This is a genomic window from Chitinophaga nivalis, assembly GCF_025989125.1.
GTDB classification, from domain to species: Bacteria; Bacteroidota; Bacteroidia; order Chitinophagales; family Chitinophagaceae; genus Chitinophaga; species Chitinophaga nivalis.
Window position 1 is genome coordinate 2,645,233 of sequence record NZ_JAPDNR010000001.1, and the last position, 20,130, is coordinate 2,665,362.

Annotated in this window: 13 protein-coding genes and 1 tRNA gene; 9 read left to right on the forward strand and 5 right to left on the reverse strand. The window is 46.7% G+C overall.

Annotated elements, in window-relative coordinates; all coding sequences use genetic code 11:
* The first annotated feature begins 107 nt into the window (after positions 1-107).
* The 7 genes from OL444_RS10870 to OL444_RS10900 all read left to right on the forward strand — a co-directional run bounded on the left by OL444_RS10870 (position 108) and on the right by OL444_RS10900 (position 11,468).
* A complete protein-coding gene (locus tag OL444_RS10870) occupies positions 108-704 on the forward strand; it encodes an RNA polymerase sigma factor (protein WP_264733181.1) in 597 nt (198 codons plus the stop codon).
* A gap of 56 nt (positions 705-760) precedes the next feature.
* A complete protein-coding gene (locus OL444_RS10875; protein ID WP_264733180.1) occupies positions 761-1,753 on the forward strand; it encodes a FecR family protein in 993 nt (330 codons plus the stop codon).
* Positions 1,754-1,827: 74 nt separating this feature from the next.
* A complete protein-coding gene (locus OL444_RS10880; RefSeq protein WP_264733179.1) occupies positions 1,828-5,034 on the forward strand; it encodes a TonB-dependent receptor in 3,207 nt (1,068 codons plus the stop codon).
* 212 nt (positions 5,035-5,246) lie between these two features.
* Positions 5,247-5,840 (forward strand): RNA polymerase sigma factor, encoded by a 594-nt coding sequence (locus tag OL444_RS10885; RefSeq protein ID WP_264733178.1) that lies wholly within the window; start codon positions 5,247-5,249, stop codon positions 5,838-5,840.
* 89 nt (positions 5,841-5,929) lie between these two features.
* Entirely contained in the window at positions 5,930-6,925 is a 996-nt protein-coding gene (locus OL444_RS10890; protein WP_264733177.1) for a FecR family protein, read from the forward strand.
* A gap of 228 nt (positions 6,926-7,153) precedes the next feature.
* A complete protein-coding gene (locus OL444_RS10895; RefSeq protein ID WP_264733176.1) occupies positions 7,154-10,348 on the forward strand; it encodes a TonB-dependent receptor domain-containing protein in 3,195 nt (1,064 codons plus the stop codon).
* Positions 10,349-10,355: 7 nt separating this feature from the next.
* Positions 10,356-11,468 carry a hypothetical protein gene (locus tag OL444_RS10900; protein ID WP_264733175.1) on the forward strand — a complete coding sequence of 371 codons (1,113 nt, stop codon included), beginning with the start codon at positions 10,356-10,358 and terminating at the stop codon, positions 11,466-11,468.
* Between the two features lie 165 nt (positions 11,469-11,633).
* On the opposite strand, the gene OL444_RS10905 is transcribed toward OL444_RS10900, so the two are convergent.
* Positions 11,634-12,227, reverse strand: a complete 594-nt coding sequence (locus tag OL444_RS10905; RefSeq protein WP_264733174.1) for an RICIN domain-containing protein — start codon at positions 12,225-12,227, stop codon at positions 11,634-11,636.
* A gap of 447 nt (positions 12,228-12,674) precedes the next feature.
* Positions 12,675-15,086 carry an ABC transporter permease gene (locus tag OL444_RS10910; RefSeq protein WP_264733173.1) on the reverse strand — a complete coding sequence of 804 codons (2,412 nt, stop codon included), beginning with the start codon at positions 15,084-15,086 and terminating at the stop codon, positions 12,675-12,677.
* A 346-nt stretch (positions 15,087-15,432) separates the two neighbouring features.
* Here OL444_RS10910 and OL444_RS10915 point away from each other — a divergent pair, with 346 nt between their 5' ends.
* Positions 15,433-15,867 (forward strand): hypothetical protein, encoded by a 435-nt coding sequence (locus tag OL444_RS10915; protein ID WP_264733172.1) that lies wholly within the window; start codon positions 15,433-15,435, stop codon positions 15,865-15,867.
* Between the two features lie 284 nt (positions 15,868-16,151).
* Here OL444_RS10915 and OL444_RS10920 read toward each other — a convergent pair.
* The 3 genes from OL444_RS10920 to OL444_RS10930 all read right to left on the reverse strand — a co-directional run bounded on the left by OL444_RS10920 (position 16,152) and on the right by OL444_RS10930 (position 19,100).
* Positions 16,152-16,235, reverse strand: a tRNA-Leu gene (locus OL444_RS10920).
* Between the two features lie 209 nt (positions 16,236-16,444).
* On the reverse strand, positions 16,445-17,857 hold the full coding sequence (locus OL444_RS10925) for a right-handed parallel beta-helix repeat-containing protein (protein ID WP_264733171.1): 1,413 nt from the start codon (positions 17,855-17,857) through the stop codon (positions 16,445-16,447).
* A 352-nt stretch (positions 17,858-18,209) separates the two neighbouring features.
* Positions 18,210-19,100 carry an aminoglycoside 6-adenylyltransferase gene (locus tag OL444_RS10930; RefSeq protein ID WP_264733170.1) on the reverse strand — a complete coding sequence of 297 codons (891 nt, stop codon included), beginning with the start codon at positions 19,098-19,100 and terminating at the stop codon, positions 18,210-18,212.
* A 199-nt stretch (positions 19,101-19,299) separates the two neighbouring features.
* Here OL444_RS10930 and OL444_RS10935 point away from each other — a divergent pair, with 199 nt between their 5' ends.
* Positions 19,300-20,091, forward strand: a complete 792-nt coding sequence (locus OL444_RS10935; protein ID WP_264733169.1) for a hypothetical protein — start codon at positions 19,300-19,302, stop codon at positions 20,089-20,091.
* Positions 20,092-20,130 lie beyond the last annotated feature (39 nt).

Sequence of the window (20,130 nt, forward strand, 5' to 3'; positions counted from 1 at the left end):
ACTGTTAACGGCGGTGAAAAATCGATCCCACCGCATTCTTTAATATTTTGATAACACAGGCATCTCCATATCTTCCCTAGAAGGTTTATAATTTTGCAGCGCAAACTATGCCGATACAGGACTACATTTTTGAGGATGATGCCACTGCTGCGAGTGCCTTGCAACAGGGGAATACTGCAGCGCTGGCGTACCTGTACGAGAAATATTGTCCACTGGTATACCGCTTTTTATATCCCTACTGTCACGACCAGCAACTCGCAGAAGAGATTGCACAGGACGCATTTGTACGTCTCTGGGACAAAAGAAGTAAAGTCAATCCTGCCCTCAATTGCAGAAATCTGCTCTTTACCATCGCCCGCAACCTGCTGACGGATCATATGCGCAGTGTGAAAAACCAACCCCGTCTTTCTGGGGAGGTGACCTTTGACACGGAACCAGCTACCGAAACGACTTATCAGAGCATCATACTGGCCGACCTGCATAAGCAAACTGCCGCCGCCATTGCACAATTACCTGCCCGGAGCCGGGAGGTATATACATTAAGCCGCCAGCACCATCTTACCCACAAAGAGATTGCGTACTCCCTGAACATCTCTGTGAAGGCGGTAGAAAAACATCTTTCCATCGCGCTCAAACATCTCCGTGTATTTTGTAACAAACACCTGATGGAAATCTCCATTGTTACCGGAATATTAAGTCTTTAAAAAAAATAATTTTCAGGGTAGGGTACCATCTCCCTGTATCCGTATAACTGGTGTATATGATATCATCACCTTTCGACAGCGATATGCTGGAACGTTTTTTTAATGGCAACAGCACACCTGCAGAACATAGCCAGATCATGGAATGGCTGCAGACACTGCCAGCCAGCCAGCGGGATGCCTTTTTTGACAGGCATTTATCCCAACTGGAACAGCTGGCGCCCGTGCCGGGAGAAGCACAACTGGCTTCTTTTGAAACGATACGCCCGATGCTGAAAAAACGTACCACTATTGTGGCGATAGCTGGTTGGTGTAGTGTAGCGGCTGCATTGGCGGGATTGTATTTATGGTGTATGCCGGTATCGCAGCCGGCGCCGGTAGCGCAAACCGTAGTAGCAGCACCTATGCCAGCATCAGAACAACTGCATTATCAGAATACATCTGCACAAAAACAACAGCTACGCTTGCCGGATTCCTCTGTGGTAATACTATCGGCAGGAGCGGAGATTACGTATCCAGCTCATTTTACGCAGCACAGAACAGTAACGATGAGTGGTACCGTATATTTTGATGTAAAAAAAGATCCGCATCATCCGTTTGTGGTGCAATCAGGGGCGATAAAAACAACCGTGCTGGGTACTTCCTTCACGATAACAGATAAGGCCCTTCATAAAGCATGGAACATCCAGGTACACACGGGCAAGGTGCAGGTAGGAACGGGTAGCGGCACGCCTATATTACTGGCAGCCGGCGAAAAAGCCAGCTACCGCGCGGTAACAGGCATGCTGGCCAAACACCATCCGGTAGCGGCGCCAGCACCGGTTATAAAAACATGGACAAATATTGCATTTGACCACACGCCATTACGCACCGTGATAAAAGCCATCGAAGAGAAATATCAGGTTACAGTCATACTGAAAAATAAAGAACTGGAAGACAAACCTGTCAGCCTGTTCATCAAAGCACAAACACTGAATGACCTATTGGAGGAGCTGCATACAGCCTTTCACATCAGGTATGAAATAACGGGAGAGCAAGTCATCATATACTAACATTTTAATCATTGCAGTTGATAATGCCTGTGTATAACAGGTACGGGCATTGTATTATCTAAACTATAACAGGTATGAAAAAGAATTACCAATTATTATTCACATGGGTAGGTTGCCTGCTGGCATTCCTGTCGGTGGCGGTACAGGTAGCGGCGCAGAGTACAACATCCTCCGCTGTACAGGGGATTGTAAAAAATAATAATGATGAACCTATGCCCGGCGCCAGTGTTACCGTTACCTACGCTGCTACCGGCTCAAGATATCAGGCACGTACGTCTGAAAAAGGTACTTTCTATCTGCAGAATCTGCCGGTAGGCGGACCTTATAAAATAGAAGTCAGTTTTCTTGGATACCGCAATTTTGTTGATGATAAAGTATACCTGGCATTAGGACAAGCCTATAACGTGAAGGTATATATGAGCGAAGAAAAAGGACAGTTACAACAGGTAGAAGTGAAAGGCAACCGCCACTCTTCTCCCCATGATGCTTCCAAAACCGGTGCCGGCCAGAATATCAGCCGTTCCCAGCTGGACAGGATGCCCACGCTGAACAGATCCCTGTCGGATTTTACCAGGCTGGTACCGCAATCCAGCGGACTTTCTTTTGGTGGCCGTAACAACCGTTATAACAATATACAGATCGATGGTTCCCAGAACAACGATATCATGGGCTACGGTGTAGGTGGTGGTGTTACCACCGGTGCACCAGGTGGCCAGGCTGGCACACAGCCGATCAGTCTGGATGCTATCGACGAGATACAGGTAGTACTGGCGCCATTCGATGTAAAACAAGGTAGCTTCACAGGCGCTGGTATCAATGCGGTAACACGTCGTGGTACCAACACCTGGAGTGGTTCCGTATATGCCTATGGTAAAAACCAGGGCCTGATGGGTCTTAGCCCGGATGACAACAGACAAAAATACAATGCCTTCCAGGATGGACAGCTGGGATTTCGTCTCGGTGGTGCGATCGTGAAAAACAAACTGTTCTTTTTTGTAAACGGAGAAACCAGCTATCGCAGTGAACCACTGTTGTATCGTGCGGGCCGTGGTAAAGGGGCTGCAGATGAATCCACCATCTCTTACAATATGGCGCAGCAGCTGGCCGATACCCTGCGTTCCCGGTTTGGCTACGAACCAGGCAAGTTTGAAGACATCACCAAAGTAACCAGCAGCAATAAATTTTTTATCCGCCTGGACTATACCATCAATGACCGTAACAGGCTTACTTTACGACATAATTTTGTGAATGCCCGTCGCGATGATATTACCAATGGCGCCAATGCACTGCGCTTTGAGAACAACAAATATATTCAGACTAATAAAACCAACGTAACGGTAGCAGAGCTGAATACTTACTTCTCTGAAAACGTATCCAACAACCTGATCGTAGGTTATACCAGTGTAAAAGATAACCGGGAAATACCCGGCAGTCCGTTCCCGCAGGTAACGATACAGGCAGGTGCAGCAGGTACCCTCGTTGCCGGAACAGAAGGTTATTCTCCGGCTGCACGCCAGGAACAAAACCTGTTTCAGCTCACAGATAATTTGTCGTGGTTAAAAGATAAGCATCATTTTACCTTTGGTACACAGAATGAGTATTTCCGTTTTGATAACCTGTTTCTGCAGAACGTATGGGGCAATTATCAATATAGCAGTCTGGATGCTTTCCTGAATAACCAGGCGCCGAATTTATATCAGCTTACTTATTCCAAATTACCGGGTGTATCTGTACCTCCTTCTGTATTCAGATCCCTGCAACTGGGTTTCTATGCACAGGATGAGTATACCGTGATGGAAGGACTGAAAATAACCGCTGGCTTGCGCGCAGATATTCCGGTGTTCCTCGATAAACCGTTGGCCAATCCTCAGGTAGCTGCCGGCTTCATCAACGAAGGATACAAAACGGATATGCGTCCTAAAACAAGGGTGCTGTTATCTCCCCGGTTGGGCTTTAACTGGGATATCAACAAAAACGGAAATACGATCATCCGTGGTGGTACCGGTATCTTCACTGGTCGTTTGCCTTACGTTTGGCTGGCCAATGCCTATAACAATACCGGTGTAGATCTGGGTCGTATCAATGCTACAGGTGCTGCCGCAGCAGGTGTACGTTTCAACAGTGATGTCAATAATCAACCACGTCCGAATGCAGTGGCTACCTCCGAAATCGATCTCACAGATCCTAACTTCCGGATGCCACAGGTATGGCGTACCAGCCTGGCGGTAGATCAGCAGTTGCCCTGGCAGATCACCGGTACCCTGGAAGCTATCTACAGCAAGGACATGAATGCACCTTTCATTCAAGACCTGAACCTCGTAGAACCTAAAGCCAAACTGGGCGGCGACGGGAGAGACCAATACCCGGCTGGTAATGCGAGATTACGTTTCCCGGAGTATACCAACGTATTTTTACTGACCAATACCAATAAAGGTTATCAGTATAGTCTGACCGCCAAACTGGAAAGAAATGTTGCCAACGGCGTGTCTGCATCCGCAGCGTATACCTATGGCCAGGCAAAGGATATCTCCAGCATGAACTCTACGATTGCTTCTACCAATTTCAGGAACAATACCATTACCAATAATCCGAATTATCCGCAGCTGACCTATTCAGACTGGAACCTGGATCACCGTATCATTGCCACACTGTCGTATCGGGTGACCTATCTGAAACACCTGGCCACTACTATTGGCCTCGTATACAATGGTCAGTCAGGACTGCCTTATACCTATCGCGTGAACGCCGATATTAACGGTGACGGACAAACGCAGAATGATGCGATGTACATTCCTAAAGACATCAGCGATATCGTACTGGTACCCAATAATGCACAGGACAAACGTACCCCGCAGGAGATCTATGCACAGCTGAACAGCTTCATCGAGCAGGATCCTTACCTGAGCAAACACCGGGGTGAATACGCCGGCCGTAATGCAGCCCGTACACCCTGGACGCATATCGTAGATCTGCACGTTGCACAGGACGTACTGTTGAAAATGGGTAAAAAAACACATGCCCTGCAGATTGCTTTCGATGTATTCAACTTTACCAATATGCTGAACCGTAACTGGGGCCTGGTAAAACTGCCTTCCATCACTACTACCCAGCTGCCGGCTACCCTGAGCGGCGCGGTATTGGTATACAAAGGAATGGAAGCAGCATCACCTGCAGGTATAAGCCGCCCGATGTACAGCTATGTACCGGTAAACGGATCATTTGTGAATGCACCGGTTGAATCAAGATGGAGAGGTCAGTTGTCTGTACGATACAGCTTCTGATAAAATATGGGATAAATAGTTTTAAAAGTCCTCCTGCAATCATTGCAGGAGGACTTTTTAGTTTTGACGACAACCTGTTTCGCTCATTCCTGTAAAATTATCTTGCCCTATCCGGTAACATCATTACTGATACCCCTTTTATTTTTTCATAGAAACTTAATATTCAGGTAATATTTAAGTTGCCATTTTTGCATCGGCAAGAAATGTTTCCAATGGACTACAACCAGGCAACCGATATGGATCTATGGCAATGCTGCCTGCGGGATGACTTGCAGGCCTATACCGCCTTGTTCCAGCGTTATTTCAGGAGCTTGTATACTTTCGCCTTGAAACATACCAACAATTCATTTGCGGCGGAAGAACTGGCGATGGATGTGATGTATCGTTTCTGGGAAAAACGCGCGTCTATACGGGAAGGCGCTAATTTGCGGGCGTACCTTTTTACGGCTGTTAAGAGAGCCGTTATCGATCATTGGCGTAAAAAGGAACTGGCGGTTACCGACATTGCTGTGATAACGCCTGAAAGCCTGCCCCGGGCAGCCAGCACCGATGCGGGGCTGGAGGGCGTAGAAATGGAACAATTATATCAAATATCCTTAGCACTACTAAGCACTAAAGAACGAGAGGTTTTCCTGCTGAGCAGAGAAGAAGGGCTTACCTACGCGCAAATCGCTGCACGTATGAACATCTCCGTAAACACGGTGAAAACACATATGACTTCCAGTTTGCGCACTTTCCGGCAGCTGCTATCTCCACATACCGACTTAATCATCTCCCTGCTATTTATCCTCTACTGTCATCAGTAAGTATCTTTCTCCTGCATTTTAAAAAAAATAATTTTTCCTCCTCACCCGGTGCCGGTATTCTTACGTCTTTGTTGTTATAAGGACAACGCATGACAACGCAAGCATACAAAGCACTACTACAAAAATATATTCAGGGTAATTGCACACCCGCCGAAAAGCAGCTAGTGGCAATGATGCTGGCGGATCCTGCTTACCAGCACCTCTTTGAGGAAGCACTGGGAGAAGAAGGGAATCCCCTGGAAGCCGCGCAGGGGGAACCAGATGAGCAGATGTTGTTATGGACGGAGAAAATCCACCAACGCATTCCGGCGTCTCAACAGCCGCGAAGAAACAGGTTATTGCTCTCATCTGTTTTCAGATACGCAGCGGTATGGATAGGTGCCTTGGTTATGCTGAGTGGCCTGGCGTATCTGATCTTCAATAAAGACAAACCAGCGCAGGTGGTCTATATCGATAAGATAAATAACAGTACGCGACCGCTCCGGATGATGATGCCAGATAGTTCTGTTATCATCATCGGCCCTGGCAGTAAACTTAGCTACCCGGAAGTTTTCGCCGCCGATACCCGGCATGTTTTATTAGATGGGGAAGCATTTTTTGATATCAAACAAGATCCCGGAAAACCCTTTTCCGTTGGCACCGGTGAGATCCGGACAGAAGTACTGGGCACGGCTTTTAAGGTGACAGCCTTCGCGGGAAAAAATACCACGGTGGCCGTAGCATCCGGTAAGGTAAGGGTTTGCCTGGCAACCGATAGCGCCGCTAAAGAACTCGCGCTTTTACCCGCCGGCCGGCAGGTAGTTTATGCAGCTGGTAAAGCTGCACTGAGTGAAACCAACATAACACAACTGGAAGCCTGGCAACAGGGCAAACTGATATACCTGGATGCGGCTTTAAGTAGTATCACGGCAGACCTGGAGCGTTGGTACGGCGTAGAGGTACGTTATACAAACAGGGAAAGGGCGGGGTTGTTACTGAACATCAGCCTGAATGCAGCGGCGCCACTGGAGAGCACCTTACGGCTGATAGCGGCCACCGGAAATATTACCTATACTCTCCGGGGAAAAACAATCACTATTCACTAACACGACTAAATAAACGCGATGGCTACACGATAATATCTAAAAAAATAGCGCTCCCCTAAGAGGGGAAGCGCCAGGCGAACAGATATGGGCAGTTTTGACGGACCTCCATATCCATTCCATAAAAGATTAAAAATTAATGTACAAATAACCTTTATGCTTTTCAAAATTATGAAAAAGGAGTTGAATTCGACTCCTTGTTTTACCCGTTACCGAAAGGGCTACCCGCTGATGTCAGTTTTTTTATTGCTGTACGTTTTCCTGGCAGTGTTGCCAGCCTCCGCACAAAGCAGCATCCTGGACAAACGGATTAGCCTGGACCTGAAAGGAGCCGGCCTGAAAGAAAGTCTGCGTGCCATCGAACGCCAGATCGGCGTAATGTTCAATGTACAATCAGCGCTGCTGAACAAAGCCACGGTAAAGGTAAACCTGTCGGCTAAAGACATGACCGTTCGTACGGCGCTCGACAAGGTACTGGCCCCTGCTCACCTGCGTTACCGATTGCTGGAGGGGGCTGTGGTTATAGACGAAAAGCCGGAAAATAAAGAACAGGAACCTGCAAAAGCCCAACCCCGGCAACAGGGTCGTATCAGTGGAAAGATATTCGATGGCCGGAATGAACCGCTCATTGGTGCCACCATCCGCATCGTGGGAAATAACAACAAGGCGGCGCTTTCTGCAACTGATGGAAGTTATATGATCCCGCTGGAACCAGGTACCTATACGCTGGAAGTGAGCTTTATCTCTTTTCAGACCCAACGCATCACGGAGGTAGCTGTAAAGGCAGGAGAAAATACCGCCCTGACGATAGCAATGAAAACCAGCACCAGTACGCTGAATCAGGTAGTTGTAACATCCGGATATAAAAAAGCATCTGTAGCCGGTTTATACGCGCAGCAAAAGAACAGCGCTTCGATCAGCAACGGGATTTCTGCAGAGCAGATAGCGGCTACGCCGGACCGCAACGTGGGTGAATCACTGAAACGTATTTCCGGCGTCAGTACGGCCGATAATAAATTCGTGCTGGTACGGGGTATCGGGGAACGATACAATGCGGCGACGCTCGATGGCACCATATTGCCAAGTACAGAGGCGCAAAAACGCAGCTTCTCATTTGACATGATTCCCAATACCATCGTCGACAATGTGGTGGTGGTGAAGACCATCACCCCCGATATGAACATGAGTTTTGGCGGTGGGGCTGTGCAGATCAATACCAAAGACATTCCGACGGAAAATTTTATCTCTGTTGGTATCGGAACTTCGGTGAATGATCAGTCCATCGGAAAGGATTTCCTGAGCCGCAAACGGGGCAAACAGGATTTCCTGGGATTTGATGATGGCAGGAGAAGTTTCCCCACCGATCTGAAAACCATGTCTGGGGCATCGCCTAAAGCGGAACTCGTTGAACAGACCAGGCGCTTTACCAACGATAATTTCACGGTATATAAATACAGGGCGGCGCCGGCGCAAAATTACCAATTCACCATCGGGCAGCAATTCGCACTGGATAAAACAGGACAACGAAAATTCGGCTTTACAGGTGCACTGAACTACCGGAATAGCCAAACCATCCAGGATATTGAGGAGATCCGCCGGGGAAAGTGGAATGTGAATACCCCGATTGTGTCAGGTGGTTATGCGTACAATTACAATACTACACTGGGCGGTATCCTGAATATGGGGCTGCAATTAAAACAACACCGCTTTAGCCTTCGTAATACTTATACACACCTGTTCGACAATGCCTTTACCCGGATCTATGGCGTCAGTTCGGACGACAACCTCGGAGGAATGCCTGACCAGATCCGCGAAACAGACGATCCGACGTTTACCACCCTGATTCAGAACAAAATAACCGGCACGCATCAATTGCAGCAAACGAAGGTGGAATGGGACTTCGCAAGGACGAGTATCAACCGGCAGCAAAAAGATATAGGCATTGCTTCGCAGGCGCCTAAGATAATGGGAGGAGATACGATGTTTTTCTATGTGCCCAACCAGCTATCCGAACCGAGATTTACACCAACATCCCGCCAGCATTACTCCAACCGCGAAACGCACTATTCCTGGAATGTGTCTGCATCGAGACCCTTCCGTTTCGGAAAGTTTACCAATACCATAAAAGCAGGTTATTTCGGGACGCAACGCAGCTCCAGATTTGATTGGACGATATTGCCGGTTGTCAGGGATAACGCGGTATTCGATCCATCACTGGCTTACCTGCCCGTTGGAGAATGGTTAAATCCGGAAAACGTCCGGGGCGACGGTTATCTGTTGTTACTGGACGGATGGGGCAATGATTATTATGCCGGTAAAAGCCAGAACCATGCAGGCTACCTGATGTTCGATAACAAATTATCCGACAAGTGGCGCCTGGTTTGGGGATTACGTGCCGAATACTATGATTACAAGGAAATCAATAACGGTTCCAATGCGCCTAAGAAAGGAGCAAACGGTGAGTTTACCTTGCCGGAAGAAAAAAACTGGCAATGGCTGCCTTCCGCTAATCTTACCTATAGCCCTATTCATTCGTTGAATATCCGGGCCGCTTATTCCAGTACCGTAGTACGCCCTGAAATGATGGATAATAGCCAGTTTTTCCGGTATAGCGCGTTTTACGACGGCCTGGTTGGCAGTGCAGGTATCAGCAGTACACGTATCAACAGCTGGGATTTTAAAGCGGAGTGGTTTCCGGGTTTGGGCGAGATATTGTCTATCGGCGGATACTACAAATACTTTGACAAACCTGCGGAAATGATCGCCATGGAAACCCTTGATTTCGGGTACCGTTATACCCTGAAAAACTCCAACTGGGCTAAAGTATATGGACTGGAACTGGAGGTACGGAAAAACCTTGGTTTTATCAGCAAGGCCACCTTACTCCAACGCCTCACCGTCTATGGCAACATGACCTGGCAACAATCTAAAGTAGAAGGGCTGTATATGATGAATGATCCTGTTACGGGAAAAATCAACCTGGTTCCCATGAAGCAGAAACGGGCCCTGTATGGACAGGCGCCTTATTTGTTAAACGTTGGGCTGCAATACCAGGATGAAAAATTCGGCTGGAACATTGTTTATAATAAATCGGGCAGAAAGACTTATTTCGTGACCACCTCACCCGCTATTACAGAATATGAGCAACCCCGGCAGCAATTAGATGCGCAGGTGAGTTATAAATTCTTCAAATCACGCCTGGAAGTCCGGCTGAATGCAGCGAACCTGTTGAATGCAGCCTCCGTATACTATAACAACAGAGGAAGTTATGAGCCCAACCCTGATAATGTATCGGGATCGCTGGATTTCAGCAATGCACAACGGCTAAAGGAAGGTTTTACAGATAACTACGAAGAGGGTGACCTATATACTTTCAAGCAACGTTTCGGACGTACCTACAGTGCGACATTGACCTATAAATTTTAAATAAGCCATGAAGAGAATATTTTTATCGGAATATATAATACTGCTTGCACTGGTGATGGCAGTACTGCAAGGCTGCCGGAAAGAGGAGTTGTTACATCCTGCGGTACCAAGGATTGTGGAACTGACATTCAGTGGCACCAGCTCCGTTCCCCTGGAATTTGTCTATGACAATCAGGTGGTGGACACCACTATCGGACAAGACAATAGTTTACCCAATCCCTTTACCCTGAATGTTTCCAAAGGAGACCAGCAGATACATATCCGCCGGAAAGGGGAAACGGCTATACTTAAAAGCTACACCATCCACCCGAAAACGTTTCAGCAACACTTCGGCATTCTGTATGATGAAGGGAAGATATATGACAACAGCATTTATTACAACCTCGCCATTCACCCCGTAGGTAAGAACGTGGAGATCTTCCTGGATGGAAAGCTCAAAACACAGACCAGTTATGGAGGCATTCTCACCAGCAAGCTGACGATTCCCATGGATAAGGGGCTATCAAGAGAACTGACGGTGAAAATAAAAGGAGAAGACAAGGTGATTTTGAGGAGAACAATAGTGGAGGCTGACTCCAACAAAACCATGAAGTTTATACTGGTAGGAAAAACGCCTGTTGAAAGTATGGTGTTGCCGCCATTGAAAGATCCGAAAGGGATGTCCTTAACGCTTTTGCTACGACCTGATATTGAATTTGGCCAAACTACTTTTCAGGGCGGAGAGGTAGACCTGGTTTTTTACGTCCGGGACATGATGACGGAAGAAGTCACCCATCCGGTTCCTGAAATCCGGGTAACGGTACCACAGCCGGCGGCTTTCGCAACGGTGGAGTTACCGCCCCTTGCTGAATCAAAAATGTATACGTTTGATGTTTTTAAAAAGGGGACAAAGGAAGTGGTCTATAGTAGCAAGAATCCTGGCTACACAGTTCGTCCCGGGCTGGGAAAATACGGTATGTTCTTAGTCTTTAAAGACCTTGAGCCGCACTTTTTTATTCCCGGCGAAAGACTGATTTGTACCATTTCTACCAATGAAGAGATGGGGGGAGATAATTTTGATGAAATTTTTATCATACCTAATGAAGTGGCTGTTGTCAATGACTTTGTGAAAATCCAATAGATTGATTTACCTGCATCAACAAAAAAGCTAAGTCCGTTTTCCGGTACTTAGCTTTTTTATTGGTGCAAAGCGTGAATGATTTTATATGGTTTTAAACGCTGCTTTCCTGTCACAACAAAAACAGCAAAAAACTTATCTGATAAAAAGTACGGAATGGACATCAGATCATGGGTTCTGTAGCGTCCAGTGTTGGTTGGGGCCATTGACCCAGTCCCATACCTGAATGATGCCCCCATTGACATAAATGGTAGTGGAGGAAAGGTCCAGTACTTTGCCACTGCTGGCATTGATAAAGGCTTTGCCAGAAATTTTCCACTGTTGATTGCCATACTGTAACCATGACCATTGCTGCACTTTGCCACCATTATTGAAAACAGTTGAAGCCTGTGCCTCCAGCGCCTTTCCGCTCGCAACGTTTGTGATCAGGTAAAGGTCATTGCCGAGGGCCGTGAGTATCCACTTTTGATTGTCGGTATTCAGGTATTCCCATTGCTGTACCTTTCCGCCATTGTTATTGATTTGTGACGATTCGACCTCCACTACTTTGCCGCTTTGCTCGTTGACGATCCTGTAAGGACCACTACGTTGGCCCACCGGCAAGCTGGCCAGTGAAGCAGCAATGGAGTTACCCGTAGCGGCAGCTGTCAATGCCGGTGATTTTTCGGCTGCGGCAGTGGCTAACGTTGTTTCCTTCTTGCAGGAAGACATGAATAAAGTGGTGGCAAATGCAAGTAATAGTAATAAGCTTGTTCGTTTCATAAATGGGGGTTGTTTTAAAATGAAGGAAAAAGGTAAAGCGGGTTAGATAGTTGTATAAGGCCTTCTTGTATTGTAGTGTTCACGGCAAAGATAAGGGGAGATACTGCAGTTACGCTGGGAGTGCCCATATAAGGCAGGGGAGATATTTATGCTGCTGTGATTGTACATCCACATCGATATCAACCGGCAATCATGTTACCTATAGTTTTGATGATTCGATCTCCTTAAATTATTTATACTTCACCAGCTTTAAAGAAGATGAAAATATGCCTAAGGATATCGTGTGAAATTTTGGGGCATTTGACAAAGCTCTGCATGACGCGCTTTCCGAAAATCGCAGTTGCCATATTCAGCCCGATAAACTACCGGATTTCCCCCGGAGGGAAATCATAAAATGACAGATGCCCGGAACGATTCGTTCCGGGCATCTTATTTTCATTGAAATCATTATTCTGCTTTTAAACTCTTCACGGGATCTGCCAGGGCAGCTTTGATTGCCTGGGAACTCACGGTCAGCAACGCGACCGATATCGCCAGTATACCTGCCAGTGCAAATATCCACCACTGAATATTGATGTGATATGGGAACCCTTCCAGCCATCGGTTCATCACCCACCAGGATACCGGTGTGGCAATCAGAATGGCAATCAGCACCAGTTTAACAAAATCAGACGACAACAACCTTACAATACTGCCCACAGAACCACCCAGTACTTTGCGGATACCGATCTCCTTTTCCCGCTGTTCAGTAGCATAAGTAGCCAGGCCGAAGAGGCCCAGACAGGCGATCAGTATCGTAAGAATAGAAAAGGCGCCAAACATTTTACCAAAACGGCCATCTTCCCGGTATTGCAGGTTAAACGACTGATCCATGAAAGTATAGAGGAATGGCCTTTGAGGAGCCAGTTGGTTCCAGGTACGTTCTAATTCAGCTATAGTACGGTTGATATGATCGCCTTTAATGCGGAGAGAGATTTTATTCAGCGATTCGGCAGGTGCCATTCTAAGCGTCAGTGGGCCTATTTTTTTATGCAGCGATTCGTAGTTAAAGTCTTTCACTACACCGATCACTGTTCCTTTTCTGCCCCATTGTTCAAAACGTTTACCGATGATATCCGCCGGATGTGCATACCCGAAATCACGTGCAGCCGCTTCATTCAGCACCATTCCCTGTTCGAGGTCGGAAGGGAAGTCACGGGAATAAGCCCTGCCTGCGACCATTTTGATATTGTACATCGGTATAAAGTCTGCATCTATTTCATACAGTAACGGACCGGCACCTTTCATTTCCCCCGTGGGAGCCACCAGGGTGGTATAAGCATTCGGAATAAAATCACCCGGCACGGAACGGGAGGCTGATGCAGCCAGTACATCCGGATTAGCGGATAACATAGCTTTTATCGCTTCTATCTTCGAAGAAATGATACTATCGCCGCCATAGTCGATCACCAGCATCTGTTCCTCATTAAAACCCAGATCATGCGATTGCAGATGGTCCAGTTGTGAATAAACCACAGCGGTGCCTGCAATCAGTGCGATAGACAAACTGAATTGCACCACTACCAATCCTTTTCTCAGCATTACTCCTTTTCCGGAAGACCTGAATTTACCCCGGAGGACTTCCATGGGTCTGAAATGGGTCAGTACCCATGCCGGATAACTGCCAGCCAGCAATCCCAGGATCACCGGCATCAGGATTAACAGGGGCAATATACCCCAGGTCAATAAGTAACGGTAATCCAGGATTTTACCAAAGGTATCACTGACCACCGGCATCAACAGTACTGCCAGCACCACACCCAATACTACGGCTGCAAAGGAGATCATCATCGATTCTGTCAGGAACTGATAAACAAGTCCCAGCCGGTTAGCTCCTACAGCCTTGCGAACACCCACTTCTTTCGCCCGCTCCAGAGACCGGGCAGTAGACAGGTTCATAAAATTGATACAGGCAATCAGCAGTGTGAACAGACCAATCACGGAAAATATATACACGTTCGTCAGACTGCCGGTAACCCCAGGTTGCCGTGCCGCCCTGGAATGCAGATAGGCATCCTTCAGTGGTTCGAATTGAATGTGATAGTTTTCTTTGTCCTGCGGGTTGCGACGGGCTATAAAACCAGGTACTTTGGCCTGTAATGAGGCAATATCCACGCCTTTTTCGGTTTGGAAATAAGTATAAAAATCAATGTATCCCCATTCTTTAAAGATTTCAGGCCTGTATATGACAAAAGTGCTCATGGAAATGAATCCATTATAGTCGATATGTGATTGCTGGGGCATATCTTCCATTACCCCGGTTACATTAAAAGTATGTACGTTATCCGCCTTAAAGGATTTCCCTACCGGATTCTCATTCCCGAAGAATTTTCGGGCAGTACTTCTCGAGAGTACGATACTGTATGGCGCTTTCAGGGCTGTTGCCGGGTTGCCCCACACCATTTTCCAACTGAAAACGTCAAACATGGTGGAATCTGCAAACGTGATGTTTTCGATCCGTAATCGCTTGTCTCCGTATTGTAGCAGCCATTGGGATGGACTGGTAAACTGCACTACTTTTTTAATCTCCGGGAATTCCTCCAGCAGGGCAGCCCCTATCGGTGCATTCCCCCAGATCTGGTATTCTTCCGGAGCCGGACCCGCTTTTTTACCCCCGGAGCCGGACTGGTAAGCATGGGCAACGCGATAAATCTCTTTGTTGTTGGTGTGGAAATTATCATAGGACAGTTCGCCTTTAACGTATAAAGCGATCAGGATACAGCAGGCTACTCCTACTGTGAGACCAGTGATATTGATGGCGGTATAGCCCTTTTTCCTGGTCAGATTTCTCCAGGCGATCTTAAAATAGTTTTTAAGCATAGTAAAATGTAGTTTAAGTACCAGCCAAATCAGGTACCAGCGAATGGCAAATTAGCGGCCACTTTATAAACCCTTTGCTGGCAAAGGGGGAGCATTTCAGGCAGGTTGATTGTGTTCATTTACGAACATTTATCCGTCCGCATTTGGACGCCCTATTTTGTGATAACCTTATATCAGCCTGCACCCAGGTCCGCCACTAACATCATCCTATTAATACCAGCACCCCCACTGATCGGTTTATGCTCTTGTAAGCTAAACTACTTACAAGCCTTTCGTGCCCGGAACTGGATTTATTGCTAAATAGATATGTGTTTTTTATATATTGTGAGTGTTTAAGCATGACGATATGACAACAGATCAAATTATAGAAATTTTCGAAAAATTTGTTCCATTTGATGAGATGGATGCTGAGAATGATAACATTTTATTTCTCTACGAGTTAACAGATTTATTAGTTGCCAACGGTGATGGTGAAAAGGCTATAGCACCAATATTCCAGATGATGGAGAAATATCCTGAGGTTGATTTTGGATCTCCAGGCCCGTTAGTACATACTATAGAGAAATTTCGGGGTAGCTATGAGATTTATTTATACGAGTCGTTGCAACGAAAACCGACTAGTCTTACTGTTTGGATGTTGAACAGAATTATAAATTCAGAGAATGAGCCGGGTAGAAAAAGTGACTTGATAGAGATGTTGAGGTCTCTTTTGGAAAGCCCTGTTATAAATGATGAAACGAGAGAAAGTATTCAGGGCTTCATTAATTTTCAAAGCAGATAAGAGCGTTTTTTAGTGCACTTGCTTTGCCCAAAATGTGGTCATTTATTAACAGGTAGAAACGGAATTTATTATTACTATCACTGTAAACCATCGTGTGGCGCACGTTTTAAGGCAGAAGCGGCAAATCATTGATGCAATTTTTCCTGAAAAACTCACTTTTGATGGAATCAATTATCGAACCGTCCGGCTTAATGAGGCCGTCAAGCTGATATACGCACTGGACGTGGGATTACCCCAAAATAAAAATGGACAAACCGAAGTAAATCTCGATTTGTCCATTTTTGTGCCCAGAACTGGATTCGAACCAGCACACCCTTGCAGGCGCTGCGACCTGAACACAGTGCGTCTACCAATTTCGCCATCTGGGCAACTGATATTGTGTCAGGGAGCGCGAAGATAATCAACTGTTTTAAATTTCCAAACTAAGCACTAAAAAATATTTATGATTTGTATGTTGGAACGTAAAACAAAGGCCGCATACATAGCGGCCTTTGTTTTTAATCAGTGGGTGAGTGTATCCGGATGAACAGGAAATCCCTGTATTTACCTTTTCCCCATATGGTTATAAGTCAGCAGATCAAGGTGTTTTCCGGTAGCCGGAAGCACCCATCGGTGAACCTGCGTTAGGCAGATAATAGTTGTTCACATCTACATTGGCGGCAGCTACTGTCAGGAAGCGGGTATTGACATTGGCGCCGGTACCTTCTGTAACAGCTCCGCCATTTTCTGTATAGATGTAGGCGCTGGGATAGATAACCCCACCGGCGGTTCTGGGCTGAATAAACGCATTGGCATTTACGATCTGCGGGCCATTCTGACCGGTGTATCCGTTGATGCGCAGCAGGGCTCCGCCGGATTTGGAGATCGTATTATGAGTGATCTGTACGATGGCATTTTGGGTACCTCTCATACTGATACCACTGTTTTCAGCCTGGTTATCGCGGAAGAGATTATTGTGGATGATATGGGTACCGAATTCGCCGGAGCCATAGAACTGGCACATTTCACCCCATCCGTCGTGTACGTAGTTGTCGTGCGTATTGGTATTGGTCGTACGGCCGCCAATCAGGATGCCGCCATTGTGTCCATAGTTGTGCTGCAAGGCCCAGTTGGTGACTTCGTTGTTGTATACTTCCAGCTGATCGATGGCAGCTGTCTGTATCCCGTCTGCACCGGAGCCTGTTACATAGTTATTGTAGATGCGTACATTGTTCCACTTGATAGGCTGTACGTAGAATTGTCCGGGTGTAAATGCTGTATCATACTTGGGGGTGTTGTTGGAGAGGTTCCAGTAAGTAGCGGTATGACCGATGTACATGGATTCATTCTGTGTGCCGCTGATGGTGACATCATGGATACGCAGGTTCTGCATGTAGGAGTTAGGGTACCAGCTGGCAGAATCGCTTAATACAGGTTCTGTTTTAGCCAGAATACCTGTACCGCCATTATTGATGGTCAGGTTGGAGATTTCGAAGTTATCGGTATGGTTCCGGAGTATCAGGTCGAAATAAGCGTCCCTGGCTGGTTGTGTGGAACCATTGATAACGAAATCTGATTTACTGTTGCGGCCACCGAGTTTGATATGGTGGCAGTTCATGAATACCAGACCTTCCGCCCAGGAGCCGCCGTTCCAGGCCGGATTGCCGATAACAGTAGGGGCACCGGCACCATTTCTGATAAGGATCGGATTGGCGGCAGTGCCGCTGAAATTGTAGAAATAAACGCCGGAAAAATTACCCACTAAATTGAGGATATCCCCAGGTTGATAATAGTTGTTGGCGTTGTCGATTAACAGCCGGCCGTTGGCATCCGGAACCAGGGTAAATTCCCGGCCGTTGAGCAGTAAATTATCCTTGTTCAGCTGTTCTGTCTGTAAGCCTTCCTGCTCCAGCATATTCTTGCGGCAACTGGTGTTGGTAAAGCTGTAAAATAAAACTACTGCAATGAATACAGCCCATGATTGGTGGTTAAACAGTGTGCGTGTTTTCATAAAATCTGAATGAAGTTTTTGTACATGAAAAATAGAGATGGGGATGTCAGGAAATCAGGGTGTCTATGCCAATAAATATAAACGGCAGGAGGGAAGCAGCTCCATATAAAACGGGACTAGATTAAAATGTGACCTTGTAATGTATTGATTATGTATTTGTTATAGGTGTCTGGTCTAATGGGGTATTGTTGTCTAGGTGAATGATGCCAGCAATAAAATGCAGGCGTGCGTGGTTATCTTTTGCCCTGTTTTTTATCGTCGCGGAAAGGGAGGGCAAGAGGGGGGATCCTGTAAAACGGCTGTAGCAGGGAGATGTAACCGATGGTGCCTCCCTGTTACAGCGATGATTATTTTATTCGTATATCCGTTTGGCGTTATCCGGCAGGTGTTGCACATGTTTTAAATAGATCATTACTTTTTGATCCTCTTCCATGGGATAGGTATAACCCAGTTGCTGGGCTACCAGCAAAGCGGTATCACGGAAAAGGTCAATAGCAGCATACAGGGCGGCCCAGCTATCGGCTACCGTGGCAGGCGTGTAGGTCAGCAGGAGTCGTGCATACATGTCCGGTTCGAGGTGTTGCTGGTAAAACTTCCCGAACTTCCCGGGGTTAACAGTAAAGTTATGTTGGCAACCAATATGCCAGTCGAGCATTTGTAATAATGCTTCCTGTATTACCTGGTGAAATAAACCTTTTACGTGTGTGACCTGCTGCCGCCAAAGTCCTTTTGCGAGGCCGGCGCTGGTGTACCAGAATTCATTGCAGCAATCGCCAAATGCCCTGGCGGAAGGTAAGGTTACTACATAGCTATGATCGCTTGCCGGTGGCAGGGCGGCCAGGTTGTATTGTCCGTCTTTATCTAATAATACTTTAGAAAGACTATCGTCCGTAAAGTTTTGGAGATGTGCTACGGGCACCAGGATAAGATCAATACGATTGCCATCGGTGAATTGCATCAGATAGGAAAAAGCGCCATCCAGCTCCGGGCTGGGGGGATACAGCTCCATATCTTCCGGCAGCTGGAGTATCATGCGTTCACCGAATATATCGATCCAACTGTGATCCTGCAAAAAAGGGGCGAGGTCGGTTACAACGTATATGATGTCGTAGTCCTGGAATATATCCTGTGCGACGTTGGGGTTTGCCCGTGATCCGTTCAGTAACACGGCCCGTATCCGGGCATCTTTGTTGGCTACCTCCAGGATCAGTTGCATCATTTGTTCTTCGTTTCTGCTGATCATAACGCGATGGTTTTAGGCTAAATTTAGTACTTTCTCTTCAGGGTATAAATGGTGGGTGTTTTAAAGCCCTTGCCGGCTTGCAATAAAAATAATCAGCTGCATGTTATCATGTAATGCGGTATGCCTGTTGAACTATATCGGATTGCTGCATTTTTATTACTAGCTTGCACCGCCATTTTACAAATATGGCTATTGGAAGATGATAAAGGGTATCCTATGGGTAATATTTAGTTGCGTAGCGCTGCTATTCGCGATTGCCATTTTGGGTGGTATTTGTACCCCTAAACCGAAGAAGGGGGGTGCAAAGACTACCGCTGCTGCCACGCCTCCGGAAGACAGTATCCCTGTGGTACCGGATGCGGAAACGCGACGTGCCCGGGAGGCTGCCTATCGACAGGAGCATAATTGGTCTTATGACACCAGTGAAGATCCGATGAATTCCCGGAAAGAATATATTGCTACGGTAATAGCCAATGAAAAGGTGTCGTTGCCTTCCACGCAGGAACAGGAAGTAGTGGTAACCAGTGCAACGAATACGGCTACCCGTAACCGGTATTCCTCCCGTAAGGAAGAAGAGTCGCAAAATACCTCTTTTTTTAACCGCAACCGGCAGCGTACCAAAACAACCACTACTACCACTCAGCGCACCCGTACCAGGAGTGTATCTCATTTTGCGGTGGTTTCCCTGGCGCTTCGTAAAAGAAGTGATGGCGGTACGGATATGTACCTGCATGCCAGTGAGGGGGCTTTTGCACAGGAACATATTGACGGCCGAATGTTGGCACGCGTACGGTTTGATAAAAATCCGCCCTCGAATTATGTAACAGCCGGAGCGATGGAGGGAGATCCTTCCTACCTTTTTTTACGAAATATCAAACCCTTTATCCGTCAATTGAAGAAAGCAAAGACCTTATTGATAGAAGTGGGCTTTTCGCATAGTGGTATGCAGGTATTGGAATTTGATGTGCATCAGTTACAGTGGAATCACTAGCTGTTGACACAATTTTGTCAGATAAATGAGGAAGCCTTT

Excerpts from the sequence above, each read along its gene's own strand:
- OL444_RS10870 (WP_264733181.1), top strand. The coding sequence starts at position 108 with ATGCCGATACAGGACTACATTTTTGAGGATGATGCCACTGCTGCGAGT.
- OL444_RS10875 (WP_264733180.1), top strand. The coding sequence starts at position 761 with ATGATATCATCACCTTTCGACAGCGATATGCTGGAACGTTTTTTTAAT.
- OL444_RS10880 (WP_264733179.1), top strand. The coding sequence starts at position 1,828 with ATGAAAAAGAATTACCAATTATTATTCACATGGGTAGGTTGCCTGCTG.
- OL444_RS10885 (WP_264733178.1), top strand. The coding sequence starts at position 5,247 with ATGGACTACAACCAGGCAACCGATATGGATCTATGGCAATGCTGCCTG.
- OL444_RS10890 (WP_264733177.1), top strand. The coding sequence starts at position 5,930 with ATGACAACGCAAGCATACAAAGCACTACTACAAAAATATATTCAGGGT.
- OL444_RS10895 (WP_264733176.1), top strand. The coding sequence starts at position 7,154 with ATGTCAGTTTTTTTATTGCTGTACGTTTTCCTGGCAGTGTTGCCAGCC.
- OL444_RS10900 (WP_264733175.1), top strand. The coding sequence starts at position 10,356 with ATGAAGAGAATATTTTTATCGGAATATATAATACTGCTTGCACTGGTG.
- OL444_RS10905 (WP_264733174.1), bottom strand. The coding sequence starts at position 12,227 with ATGAAACGAACAAGCTTATTACTATTACTTGCATTTGCCACCACTTTA.
- OL444_RS10910 (WP_264733173.1), bottom strand. The coding sequence starts at position 15,086 with ATGCTTAAAAACTATTTTAAGATCGCCTGGAGAAATCTGACCAGGAAA.
- OL444_RS10915 (WP_264733172.1), top strand. The coding sequence starts at position 15,433 with ATGACAACAGATCAAATTATAGAAATTTTCGAAAAATTTGTTCCATTT.
- OL444_RS10925 (WP_264733171.1), bottom strand. The coding sequence starts at position 17,857 with ATGAAAACACGCACACTGTTTAACCACCAATCATGGGCTGTATTCATT.
- OL444_RS10930 (WP_264733170.1), bottom strand. The coding sequence starts at position 19,100 with ATGATCAGCAGAAACGAAGAACAAATGATGCAACTGATCCTGGAGGTA.
- OL444_RS10935 (WP_264733169.1), top strand. The coding sequence starts at position 19,300 with ATGATAAAGGGTATCCTATGGGTAATATTTAGTTGCGTAGCGCTGCTA.